Source organism: Georgenia sp., from assembly GCF_054605595.1.
Window position 1 is genome coordinate 1 of the sequence record NZ_JBTSDU010000104.1, and the last position, 11,357, is coordinate 11,357.

Below are 11,357 nucleotides of genomic sequence, written 5' to 3' on the forward strand. Positions count from 1 at the left end.
GAACTCGCACCTCGGCTGTGCGAGTTCGTCGCCTCGATGACGATCTCGACGAGGTGGTAGGCGGTGGGGTGGGCGGTGGGTGCGGTGTGACAGGTGGGTGGGGCAGCCGGCCGGTGGCGGACGTCAGCGGGCGGGTGCCGGCGAGATCGGGGTCACGCCGTGCCCGCGGCCGAACCCTCATCGTCGGAGGCATCCGGCCGATGGGAAGGATGCAGACGCTCATGGACGGGCCCTGCACAGGGCTCATGGACGGGCCCGAAGACAGAGGATGGAACCACACTGTGATCATCGTGAGACGTCTGACGGGCCAGCCGTTCGCGATCAACCCTGACTTGATCGAGCGAATCGAATGCACCCCGGACACGATCCTGGTGCTGCTCGACGGCACGCGGTACATCGTCAACGAGTCGCTCGACGAGATCGTCTCGCTGGTTCAGGAGCACCGCGCCGCCATCGTCGCGCGGTCGCTGCAGCTCGGGGCCAAGGGCCCCGGCGCGCTCGATCCCGCATCGACGGACGGGGCCACGCTCTCCGGTCTTCCCACCTCCGCCGCGTCCCCCCGGGAGGCGGACCGGCACGACGCCCCGGACGCCGACAACGTGATCGTTTCCCTTCCGACACGTCCTAGGGGGGATCAGTAGCGATGGATCCGGCAACCATTATCGGGCTCGTCGTCGCCCTCGGGGCGGTGCTCCTGTCCATGACGCTCGAGGGCACCGCCGTCACATCGATCCTGCTGCCCGGGCCGATGATCATCGTGTTCGGCGGCACCCTCGGTGCCGGGCTCGCCGGCGGCATGCTCAAGGACGCCATCTTCGCGTTCAAGCAGCTCCCCAGGGCCTTCACGAGCAAGGCGCCGAAGCAGGGCGAGACCATCCCGGTCATCGTCGAACTCTCCAACCGCGCCCGCCGCGAGGGTCTGCTCGCGCTCGAGGACGCCGCCCGTGACATCGAGGACCCCTTCCTCAAGGACGGCCTCACCGCCGCGATCGACGGCACCGACCCCGAAGATCTGCGCACGCTCCTCGAGGACCGGATCGACACCAAGCGCTCGCAGGACCGGGTCGGTGCGAAGTTCTTCACCTCCCTCGGTGGGTACGCCCCGACGATCGGCATCATCGGCACCGTCGTCTCGCTCGTCCACGTCCTCGAGCAGCTCGAGGACCCCTCCACGCTCGGCCCGCTCATCGCGGCCGCCTTCGTCGCGACGCTGTGGGGCATCCTCTCCGCCAACATGATCTGGCTCCCGATCGGATCACGCCTCAAGCGCCTCTCCGACCTCGAGTGCGCCCAGATGGAGGTCACGCTGGAGGGCCTTCTCGCGCTCCAGTCCGGCGCCAACCCGCGCCTCGTCGGCGAGCGGCTGCGCAGCCTCGTGCCCGCCAGCGAACTCGTCGAGGAGGCCGCATGAGCCGGCGCAAGCGGGGCGGCGAGGACGAGGAGGAGAATATCGAGCGTTGGACCACCAGTTATATGGACATGGTCACGGTGATGATGTGTCTGTTCATCGTGCTGTTCGCCATCAGCCAGGTCGACCAGCAGAAGTTCTCCGCCCTGCGCGACTCCCTCGCGGTCAGTTTCGGCCAGACCGCCAACGACGCCATCGTCGATGGCGGCTCCGGCGTCCTCGCGTCCGACGCCGTCGTACCCGAGCCTCTCGACGTCGCTCAGCACTCCGCGGGCAGCGTCCAGGGTGCGGAGAACGTCGGGGACCTCGCGGCGGCCCGGCAGGAGGTCGCCGACTTCACGGCCCTCCAGGAGCAGCTCAGGCAGGAGCTGGCGAGCCGGCAGGCTGAGGGCAACGTGACCTTCTCCATCACCGACCGGGGCCTGGTCATCGGCCTCGTGAGCGCCGACGTCTACTTCGGCACCGAGAGCGCCGAGCTGCGAGAGCCGGCGATGCTGGTCGTCGACGTGATCTCGCCCGTCCTCGCCGCCTCGCCCTACGCGCTCACGGTCGAGGGGCACGCCAACACGGTGCCGACGGCGCGCTACCCCACCAACTGGGAGCTCTCCTCCGACCGCGCCACGCAGGTGCTCCGCCGCATGGTCGAGAGCGGCGGTGTGCCGGCGAACCGGGTCGTCGCCGTCGGTATGGGCGACGCCTACCCGATGGCCGCCACGGACGCCGATCCGCTCGAGGTCAACAAGCGTGTCGACATCGTGGTGCTCTCCGACGCACCCGACACCGTCCGCGATCTCATCCCGCAGGTCGTCGCCGAGATGGGACGCCAGGGTGCGCTCCCCGCCGCGGCTCCGGCCGCAGGGTCGTGAGCCCCGTGAAGCAGCGCACGGCACCGCACCGCACCACCACCCCCACGAGCAACGAACGGAGGCACACCGATGGCTGAGGAGAGGCGCACGGTCGGGCAGCAGAAGATCAAGATCTCCGGCACGCCCGCCCCGAAGATCGGCAGCCGTGAACCCGCACCGGCACCCGCGGCGGAGCCCGGGAGCGGCCGCCGCCGCGCGCCCATGATCATCGCGCTCGTGCTCGTCGTCGTCGTGCTGCTGGGCGCCGTGGCGTACGTGCTCCGCCCCTGGGAGCCGAGCGCCGCCATCGCCGAGGTCCCCGCGGCGGCACCGCTCGGCGCCGTCGTCGCCGTGGAACCGATCAGCCTCAACCTGGCCGGCGGGCGATACCTGCGCCTGGGCTTCTCGATCCAGTTCACCGAGGATGCGCCGAAGGAGCTGCAGACCGCCAAGGCGCTCGACATCGCGATCGCCACCTTCTCGGGCCGATCGGTCGAGGAGATCAACGACATGGAGTCCCGCGCCCAGATCACGAAGCAGTTCGTGGCAGACCTGACCGACGTCTACGAAGGATCGGTGGTGGACATCTACTACACGGACCTCGTCACCCAGTGACACGGGGCCCGGTACGGACCCGGTGACACGGGCCGACCGTGGCCGGCCCGGCCCGCCGACACACCAGGACCCGCCCGCGCAACCCCCAGGGCGCGTGAGGTAGGTCCCGGGCTGGTCCGCGTCACAAACCTCAACACGACCGACCGCTGGCCGATGTAGCCAGGTGTGACGGTCCGCTCCAGCATGCCCAGCGCCGAGAAGGCGCCGGTCGCCTACGACTTCCGTCGACCCATGACGCTGCCGCGCGAGCACGCGCGCCTGCTCGAGATGGCGTTCGAGAGCTTCTCCCGCCACTGGGCCAACCAGCTCGTGGCCCGCCTCCGGGTCAACGTGACCGGTACCGTCGAGAAGGTGCGGATGCGCACCTACGAGGAGTACATCGGCTCGCTGCCGGCCACCACGACGATGGTCTTGCTCACCACCGAACCTGGCCGCCGGGCTGCCGCGATCGAGTTCCCGCTCGCGGCGTCGCTCGTCTGGGTGGACCACATGCTCGGCGGGCCCGGCACCCAGGGGGCCGTGCCCGACCGTGAGCTCACCGAGCTCGAGCAGGAGCTCATCCGCGAGCTCCTGCGCCGCACGCTCTCCGACCTCAACTACGTCTTCGCGAGCATCCTGCCGCTCGGCGTCGAGCTGAAGAGCATCCAGTACAACCCGCAGTTCGTCCAGGCCGCCGAGGCCTCGACGCCGGTCATCGTCGGCCACATCACCCTCCACGTCGACGGTCACGACGTCCCCACCACCGTCATGCTCCCGGCCGAGGGCATCGTCTCCGCGCTGCGCGACGGCGAGAACACGGACGAGCGCAGCGAGACGGAGATCGAGGAGGACCGGCTGCTGCACACCGAGCTCGCCGAGTCCGTCGAGCACGTGCCCGTCGAGGTCAACCTGCGGTTCCGGCCGATCACCGTGCACCCGCGCGAGATGGTCACCCTCGCCGTCGGTGACCTCCTCCCGCTGCACCACCCCTCCTCCCGGCCCCTCGATGTGGTCGTCGGGAACAAGACCCTCGCCCAGGCCGCGCCGGTGGCCCAGGGGTCCCGGCTCGCCGGCATGGTCGTCCACGTCAAGGAGCATTCATGAACACGTTCGTCCCGACCGACCTGCGGGCCGCCCAGGAGCTGTCCAAGCTCCTGCCCTCGCCCGTCCCGCTCTCGCCCCGTCCGGCCACGGAGGACGAGCGCCCGGCCGACGACGCCGTCGCGGTCGTCGCGACGTTCGTGGGGCGGTCCTCCACCGAGCTGGTCGTGGTCGTCCAGGAGGTCGTGACCGAGGCGCTCGCCGCGGCCGGTGACCTGTCCGTCGCCGAGGCCGTGCGCCCCGCGCTCGAGGCCGCAGCGGCCACGCTCGGCACCGGCGTCCTCGGCACCGCCGAGATCCGCCCGGCCGGCGAGGTCTTCTCCGGTCCCGGCATCACCGTCCACGCCCTCGAGGCCGACGGCGAGGTGCAGGGCTGGTTCGGCCTGCGCGCGAAGGGCACCACCGCCCCCGTGGGTGACCCGGCGACCAAGAAGGCGTACTCCGCGCCGCTCGCCTCCGGCGCCATGCAGGTCCTCTACGACGTCGAGATGACGCTCACCGCGGAGATCGGCCGCACCCGGCTGCCGGTGCGCGACGTCCTCGAGCTGGTCCCCGGTTCGATCCTCGAGCTCGACCGCAGCGCCGGCGCGCCCGCCGACGTGATGGTCAACGGGCGCCTGGTGGCCCGCGGCGAGGTCGTCGTCGTCGACGACGAGTACGCCGTGCGCATCACCGAGATCGTCCCCGCCACCGAGAAGAACGGGTAGTGGCGGACACGCTGCTGCTGGGCCTCCGTGTCGCCCTGTCCCTCGCCGTCGTCCTGGCAGTGTTGTGGTTCGTCGCCCGGCAGCTGAACGGCCGGACCGCCGCGACCCGTCGTGTGCCGATCACCGTGCTGGGGCGTCAGAACCTGAGCCGCCGCGCCGGGATGGCGGTCGTCGAGGTCGGTGGCCGCACCCTCGTGGTCGGGGTCACCGACACCGGGGTCCGGCTGCTGACCGAGCTCGACGACGGCGACCTGCTCACGGCCCTGCCGGGCGAGGCAGGCGGTGCCGATGCTGACCTCCCGGGCGACGCCGCCTCCAACTCGGGCGGGAGCGCCACGGCGGCCATCGGGCTGACCTCGGCCGCCGGATCCGGCTCGAGCGCTGGGTCCAACTCGGGCACCGCCGCCAGCTCGAGCATTACCTCTGGCCTGAGCACCACCGCCAACTCGGGCACTACCTCCGGCTCGAGCACCGCCGCCAACTCGGGCACCACCTTCGCGGACGTGCTCGCCGCCGAGGGCACCGGGCACCGTGCAGCCCCGAGCCGCCGAGCCATGCAGGCGCGCCGCCGCCAACCGGTGCAGCCGCTGTCGTCCGGCTCGTCCGGTCCCCTCGCCGGCTCCGTGCTCGACAAGAACACCTGGGCAGCGGCGTTCGCCACCTTCGGGTCGCGGCAGAACCGATCGGGGACCCGATGACCGCCCCCCTCACGCTCCCCCCTCGCCGAACAGGTCCTAAAGCGCAGAATCGGCACCGAATCGGTGCTTTAGGACCTGTTCGGCGACAGGTGGGGGCGGGGGGTGTGCGTCGCCTCGCGGTGGGGGGCATGGTGGGGGGCGCGGTGGGCGCGGTGGTGGTGCTGCTGCTCGTCCTTGGCGCCACCGGGGCACTGGCGGCCCCGATCGACCCCACGGCCCCCACCGACCCGACGGCACCGGTCGGCCCGGGCCTGAGCATCGAGATCGGCGGTGGGCCCGCCGCCCCGTCGACGTCGATCGTGGTGCTGCTCGCCATCACGCTGCTCTCGCTGGCGCCGTCGCTGCTGCTGATGATGACGAGCTTCACCAAGATCTTCGTCGTCATGGCCCTGACCCGGAACGCGCTCGGCCTCCAGGGCGTGCCGCCCAACCAGGTGCTCGCCGGCCTGAGCCTCTTCCTCTCGATCTTCATCATGTTCCCGGTGCTCACCGACATCAACACGCTCGCCGTGCAGCCCTACCTCGACGGCGGCATGACCTTCACCGACGCCCTCGGCGCCGCCGAGGCCCCGCTGCGCGGGTTCATGCTCGGCCAGACGCGCGAGGACGACATCGCGCTCCTGACCCGCGCCGCCGAGCTGCCGAACCCGGCCAACCCCGCGTCCGTGCCCATGCAGACGCTGATCCCGGCGTTCATGCTCTCCGAGCTGCGTGCTGCCTTCATCATCGGCTTCGTCATCTTCGTGCCGTTCCTCGTCATCGACCTCGTCGTCGCCGCCGTGCTCATGAGCATGGGCATGCTGATGCTGCCGCCGGTGATGATCTCGCTCCCGTTCAAGATCCTGCTCTTCGTCCTCGTGGACGGCTGGGGCCTGATCCTGACCACCCTGGTGGGGACCTACTGATGGACACCAACGCCGTCCTGGACATCGGTGTGCTGGGCATCGAGCTCGCCGCCAAGCTCGCCGCCCCCGCCCTCCTCACCGCCCTCGTCGTGGGCTTCACCGTCTCCCTGTTGCAGTCCGTCACCCAGATCCAGGAGGTCACCCTGTCCTTCGTGCCGAAGGCGATCGCCGTCGCCATCGCGCTCATGGTGTCGGGGAACTGGATGATCTCCGAGCTGGTCATGACCACGCACGAGCTCTTCGACCGCATCCCCCAGCTCCTGGGCGGATGACGTGGCACTGGCACTCGACGTCGAACCGCTGCTGCTGGCGGCCGTGCGCGTCACCCTCTTCCTCGTGCTGGCGCCGCCGTTCGCCCACGGCGCGATCCCCGGCCCGGTCAAGGCGATGCTCGGCGTGGGAATCGCGCTCGCGCTGAGCCCCGCACTCGACGCCGCCAGCCTCACCACCGGGGAGTTCGCCGGCCAGGTCGTCAGCGAGGCCGTGATCGGCGCCGGGCTGGGCTTCCTCGTGGCGGTCGTCTTCGCCGCGGTCCAGGTCGCCGGCCGGTTCATCGACATGCACGGCGGCTTCGGGATGGCGGCCGCGTTCGACCCGCTGACCTTGACCCAGGGTGCGCCCTTCACCCAGCTGTACAACCTCACCGCCGTCGTGCTGCTCTTCGTCTCCGACGGTTACCAGCTCGTCATCGGCGGCCTCGCCCGCACCTTCCGGGCGCTACCGCTGGGCGTCTCGCTCGATCTGGCGCGCCTGGCCGAGACGCTCATCGCCGCCGTCGGCCAGATGTTCCTCGCCGCGCTCCAGGTGGCCGGCCCCCTCATCGCGATCCTGCTGCTGACCGACCTCGGCCTGGGACTGCTCACCCGGGTGGCGCCGGCGCTGAACGCGTTCGTGCTCGGCTTCCCGCTGAAGATCTTCATCACGCTCACCCTCGGCGTCTTCGCGTTCATCGCGCTGCCGCGCGTGGTGTCCTGGCTCGCCGAGGTAGCGCTGGGCAACCTGTCGCAGGTGACCGGATGAGCCAGCAGGGTGCCGGCGAGAAGACCGAGCAGGCCACGCCGCAACGGATGAAGAAGGTCCGCGCCGACGGCGGGCTCCAGAGGTCGCAGGACCTCGCGGCCTGGCTCGTGGTCGGGGCAACCGCCTTCACCCTGACGACCGTGATCGGCGCCGCCGGTGCCGCCGGGCGCGAGCAGCTCGCGGCCGTCGAGCGGGCCGTCTCGGCCCCGGAGATCGCGACGGCGGTCGGTGCGCTGCAGTCCGGGCTCGGATCGATCCTGCCCACCCTCCTGCCGATCTTCGCCGCCGCCGTCCTCGCCGGTGTCATCGGCAACGCCGCCCAGGGTGGCGTGCACATCGCCACGAAGCGTCTCAAGCCGCAGTTCAAGAACTTCGACCTGGTCAAGGGCGTCAAGCGGATCTTCGGCGGCCAGGCCTGGTGGCAGGGCCTCAAGACGCTCCTGAAGACGGCCGTCGTCGGGGCGGTGCTCTACGTCATCGTCTCCGGCATGGCGCCGACGATCCTCGGTTCGGGCCAGATCCCGCTGCGGACCCTGATCGAGGAGGTCGAAAGCCAAGCCTCCACCCTGATCATCTGGGCGGTCGTGGCCGGGCTCGCACTCGCCGTCGTGGACGTGCTCGTCGTCATCCGCCGCAACCGCAAGCAGACGCGGATGAGCAAGCAGGAGGTCAAGGACGACTCCAAGCGCGAGGAGGGCGACCCGCACGTCAAGGGTCAGCGCCGCTCCATCCAGATGTCCATGAGCCGCAACCGCATGATGGCGGCCGTGGCCGACGCCGACGTCGTCATCGTCAACCCGACCCACGTGGCGGTGGCGCTGCGGTACGAGTCCGGCAAGGGCGCGCCGCGCGTCGTCGCCAAGGGCCAGGGCCACCTGGCGGCCAAGATCCGCGAGAAGGCCACCGCGGCGCGGGTCGCCATCGTGCAGGACGTCACCCTGGCCCGCACGCTGCACGCCGCGTGCGAGATCGGCCAGGAGGTGCCCGAGCACCTCTACGAGTCCGTCGCGCGTGTGCTCGCCTTCGTCATGTCCCTACGCCGGCGTGGGAGCGCGGCCGGCGTCCACCACATCCCTGAGCCGCCCCGAGGAAAGGCCCACCCGTGAAGAACGGCAAGTTCTCCCAGACCGTGGCACCCATCGGGGTGGTGGCCATCGTCCTGATGCTGGTGGTCCCCCTGCCGGCGGGCCTGGTCGACGTCCTCATCGCCGTGAACATCACGTTCTCGATCCTGGTGCTGCTCACGGTCATGTACATCAAGCGGGCGCTCGACTTCTCGATCTTCCCCTCGCTGGTGCTGATCGCGACGCTGTTCCGCCTCGGTCTCAACGTGGCCTCCACCCGGCTGGTGCTGCGCGATGCCTACGCCGGCGAGGTCATCGACGCGTTCGGGCACTTCGTCGTCGGCGGTTCGCTGGTGATCGGTCTCGTGATCTTCATGATCCTCGTGGTCATCCAGTTCGCGGTGATCACGAACGGCGCCGGCCGCGCCGCCGAGGTCAGTGCCCGGTTCACGCTCGATGCGATGCCCGGCAAGCAGATGGCCATCGACGCCGACCTCAACGCCGGTGTCATCAACGAGGAGCAGGCACGCAAACGCCGTGGCGACGTCGCCGCCGAGGCCGACTTCCACGGCGCCATGGACGGTGCGTCCAAGTTCGTCAAGGGCGACGCGATCGCCTCGGTGGTCATCACCCTGATCAACCTGGTCGGCGGGTTCGTCATCGGCATGGTCCAGCACGGCATGTCCGCCGGGGAGTCGATCGAGACCTACTCCATCCTCTCCGTGGGAGACGGCCTGGTCACGCAGATCCCGGCGCTGCTGATGTCCGTGGCCACCGGCCTGGTGGCCACCCGCGCCACCGCCGAGGACGACATGGGCACGGCGGCCTCGAAGCAGATCCTGCAGTCGCGCAACGCCCTGGCCATCGCCGGGGCCGCGGCGATCGTGCTCGCGATCATCCCCGGCATCCCGAAGCTCCCGTTCATCCTCGTCGGCGCCGCCCTGTTGCTGATGTCGCAGCGGGTCAAGGCCCAGCAGGCCGAGGAGGAGGCGGCCGCGGCCGAGCCGTCGCAGTCGGCCCTGCAGCCGGGGCCGGAGACGACCGAGCAACTCATCGAGCAGATGCGGGTGCACGCGCTCGAGATCCTCCTCGCGCCCGACCTCGTCGACCTGGTGGGCGGATCGGCCGACCAGGACCTCCTCGCCCGGGTGCGGGCGCTGCGCCGCAAGACCGCCCTCGAGATGGGCTTCGTGCTGCCCCCGGTCCGGACCAGGGACTCGGTGGACCTGCCGGCCACGCACTACGCGGTGCGCCTGTCCGGTGTCGAGGTCGCCCGCGGGCAGGCGCCCGCCGGGAAGATGCTCGCCCTGGGCGAGGGCCTCGACAACCTGCCCGGCACCCTCATGACCGAGCCTGTCTTCGGCCTGCCCGGCAAGTGGATCCCGGCCGAGCTGCGCCACAGCGCGGAGATGGCCGGCGCCACCGTGGTGGACCGCACCTCGGTGATCATCACCCACCTGTCCTCCCTGATCAGCACGCACGCGGCGCGGCTGCTGGGGCGCGAGGACGTCCGGGTGCTCAACGAGGGCCTGAAGCAGACCAACCCCTCCGTCGTGGAGGAGCTCGTCCCGGCGCTGCTCACGCTCGGCGAGGTGCAGCGGGTGCTGCAGGGGCTGCTCGCGGAGCAGGTCCCGACCCTGGACCTGGCGCGCATCTACGAGGCGCTCACGCTCCGGGCGAAGGTCTCCACCGATGCCGAGGGGCTGGTCGAGGCGGCGCGGGTGGCGCTCGGTGACGTCATCGTCGACCGTGTCTCCACCGACGGCGTGCTGCGCGTGCTCACGCTCGAGCCGGCCACCGAGCAGGTGCTCCTCGAGTCGTTGCGCCCGGGGGACCAGGGCACCCAGCTCTCGCTGACGCCCGAGCGCGTCGACAGCCTGCTCACCTCGGTGCGGGCGCAGACCGACGCCGCCGAGGCGACCGGCAAGCAGGTGGCCCTGGTGTGCGCGCCGGCGATCCGAGCGGCGCTGCACAAGCTCGTCGTCCTTGCCACCCCGCGGCTGCCCGTGCTGTCCTACAGCGAGGTCGCCGGCACCACGCTGACGATCGACACGGTGGGAGTGGTCGGTGTCGGACACGCGATTGCTGCTTGACGGTCCCGAGCTCGCGCCGCTGATCGAGCGCGCCCGCGAGATCGGTGGCCGGGTCGTCAAGGCGGAGCGGGTGCACAAGGGCTTCGGGCCCTTCGCCCACCACGGCTACGTCGTCACGGTCGATGTGCCCGGGCTGAGCACGGAGCCTTCGACGCCCGACCCCGGGGCCGTCGCCACGCCGGAAGCCGTTCGTCCGCCGGTGGCCGGGGGCCCGTCGGTAGCCCGGGAGCTGCGCGCGGGTTCGCGGTCCGCCGGCGGGAGAGCCGGGCTCGGCACGGGATCGCCCACGGCCGGCCAGGCGTCCGGCCTGGTGGGGCTCGAAGCCCTCCTCGCGGCGGCCGACGGGAGCGACGGCGTCGGGCCCATGCCGTCGTCGCGCCGCGATGCACCGGTGCGGCACGCCACGTCGAGGAAGGCGCTCGGGCCGGTCAGCCCGCCCCCGCCCCCGCCGCCCCCGCCGGCAGGACCGGACGCGCCGTCAGGGTCCGTCACCACCCGCACCGCGGACAGCGAGAAGCCGCCGAACCGGCCCGGGAAGCGGTGGTCGAAGCCCTCGTGGCAGCGCGTCGGGCGCCCGACCGTCGCTACCTCGAGCGCCGCGGCCGAACCGGCCGCGGCGGAGCCCGGGGCGACCGTGGACAAGAAGGCGTCGGCCTCGCGGAGAACCGAGCCGGCCCGTGAGCCGAAGGCGCCGACCTCGAAGCGAACTGACCCGGTCGGTGAGCCGAAGATGCCGCCCTCGCAGGGGACCGAGCCGGCCCGCGAGTCGAAGCCGGCCGGTGAGCCGAAGCCGGATCGTGAGCCGAAGCCGGCCGGACGCGCGCGCGCGAACAAGCCCGCGCATCGTGACCGACCCGGGCGTCCGGGTCGCCGCCGCACCTCTCCGCTGCCCGTGGACAGGTCCGGGCCGGAGGCGCTCGCC

General features: G+C 71.3%; 12 protein-coding genes and 1 pseudogene. All 13 read left to right on the forward strand.

The window, feature by feature from the left end; all coding sequences use genetic code 11:
* Positions 1–281: 281 nt before the first annotated feature.
* Complete coding sequence (locus ACYC1Z_RS11525; protein ID WP_461409672.1) at positions 282–641, forward strand: flagellar FlbD family protein; 360 nt, start codon at positions 282–284, stop codon at positions 639–641.
* Between the two features lie 2 nt (positions 642–643).
* Positions 644–1,411, forward strand: coding sequence for a motility protein A (locus ACYC1Z_RS11530; protein WP_461409673.1), 768 nt, complete (start codon positions 644–646; stop codon positions 1,409–1,411).
* Positions 1,408–2,274: a flagellar motor protein MotB gene (locus ACYC1Z_RS11535; RefSeq protein ID WP_461409674.1), complete on the forward strand. Its 867-nt coding sequence runs from the start codon at positions 1,408–1,410 to the stop codon at positions 2,272–2,274. Before ACYC1Z_RS11530 ends, ACYC1Z_RS11535 begins: the two co-directional genes overlap by 4 nt.
* Positions 2,275–2,343: 69 nt before the next feature.
* Positions 2,344–2,868, forward strand: a complete 525-nt coding sequence (locus tag ACYC1Z_RS11540) for a flagellar basal body-associated FliL family protein (RefSeq protein ID WP_461409675.1) — start codon at positions 2,344–2,346, stop codon at positions 2,866–2,868.
* A gap of 183 nt (positions 2,869–3,051) precedes the next feature.
* Entirely contained in the window at positions 3,052–3,951 is a 900-nt protein-coding gene (locus ACYC1Z_RS11545; RefSeq protein WP_461409676.1) for a flagellar motor switch protein FliM, read from the forward strand.
* Positions 3,948–4,655, forward strand: a complete 708-nt coding sequence (gene fliN / locus ACYC1Z_RS11550; protein ID WP_461409677.1) for a flagellar motor switch protein FliN — start codon at positions 3,948–3,950, stop codon at positions 4,653–4,655. Before ACYC1Z_RS11545 ends, fliN begins: the two co-directional genes overlap by 4 nt.
* Positions 4,655–5,353: a FliO/MopB family protein gene (locus ACYC1Z_RS11555; RefSeq protein ID WP_461409678.1), complete on the forward strand. Its 699-nt coding sequence runs from the start codon at positions 4,655–4,657 to the stop codon at positions 5,351–5,353. The genes fliN and ACYC1Z_RS11555 overlap by 1 nt, the downstream gene beginning before the upstream one ends.
* Positions 5,354–5,481: 128 nt before the next feature.
* Positions 5,482–6,258 carry a flagellar type III secretion system pore protein FliP gene (gene fliP, locus ACYC1Z_RS11560; protein WP_461409679.1) on the forward strand — a complete coding sequence of 259 codons (777 nt, stop codon included), beginning with the start codon at positions 5,482–5,484 and terminating at the stop codon, positions 6,256–6,258.
* Entirely contained in the window at positions 6,258–6,530 is a 273-nt protein-coding gene (gene fliQ, locus ACYC1Z_RS11565; RefSeq protein WP_461409680.1) for a flagellar biosynthesis protein FliQ, read from the forward strand. The genes fliP and fliQ overlap by 1 nt, the downstream gene beginning before the upstream one ends.
* Position 6,531: 1 nt before the next feature.
* Positions 6,532–7,278: a flagellar biosynthetic protein FliR gene (locus ACYC1Z_RS11570; protein ID WP_461409681.1), complete on the forward strand. Its 747-nt coding sequence runs from the start codon at positions 6,532–6,534 to the stop codon at positions 7,276–7,278.
* The gene (locus ACYC1Z_RS11575) at positions 7,275–8,384 is read left to right on the forward strand and encodes an EscU/YscU/HrcU family type III secretion system export apparatus switch protein (RefSeq protein WP_461409682.1); all 1,110 of its coding nucleotides are present in this window, start codon (positions 7,275–7,277) and stop codon (positions 8,382–8,384) included. Before ACYC1Z_RS11570 ends, ACYC1Z_RS11575 begins: the two co-directional genes overlap by 4 nt.
* 56 nt (positions 8,385–8,440) lie before the next feature.
* The gene (locus ACYC1Z_RS11580) at positions 8,441–10,435 is read left to right on the forward strand and encodes a flagellar biosynthesis protein FlhA (RefSeq protein WP_461409683.1); all 1,995 of its coding nucleotides are present in this window, start codon (positions 8,441–8,443) and stop codon (positions 10,433–10,435) included.
* Positions 10,410–11,357: pseudogene (locus ACYC1Z_RS11585) on the forward strand (hypothetical protein); the annotation flags it as partial. The gene ACYC1Z_RS11580 and the pseudogene ACYC1Z_RS11585, both read left to right, overlap by 26 nt.

Coding starts and splice junctions, on each gene's coding strand:
- fliN (WP_461409677.1), top strand. CDS start 3,948: ATGAACACGTTCGTCCCGACCGACCTGCGGGCCGCCCAGGAGCTGTCC.
- ACYC1Z_RS11540 (WP_461409675.1), top strand. CDS start 2,344: ATGGCTGAGGAGAGGCGCACGGTCGGGCAGCAGAAGATCAAGATCTCC.
- ACYC1Z_RS11545 (WP_461409676.1), top strand. CDS start 3,052: ATGCCCAGCGCCGAGAAGGCGCCGGTCGCCTACGACTTCCGTCGACCC.
- fliQ (WP_461409680.1), top strand. CDS start 6,258: ATGGACACCAACGCCGTCCTGGACATCGGTGTGCTGGGCATCGAGCTC.
- fliP (WP_461409679.1), top strand. CDS start 5,482: ATGGTGGGGGGCGCGGTGGGCGCGGTGGTGGTGCTGCTGCTCGTCCTT.
- ACYC1Z_RS11575 (WP_461409682.1), top strand. CDS start 7,275: ATGAGCCAGCAGGGTGCCGGCGAGAAGACCGAGCAGGCCACGCCGCAA.
- ACYC1Z_RS11530 (WP_461409673.1), top strand. CDS start 644: ATGGATCCGGCAACCATTATCGGGCTCGTCGTCGCCCTCGGGGCGGTG.
- ACYC1Z_RS11580 (WP_461409683.1), top strand. CDS start 8,441: ATGCTGGTGGTCCCCCTGCCGGCGGGCCTGGTCGACGTCCTCATCGCC.
- ACYC1Z_RS11535 (WP_461409674.1), top strand. CDS start 1,408: ATGAGCCGGCGCAAGCGGGGCGGCGAGGACGAGGAGGAGAATATCGAG.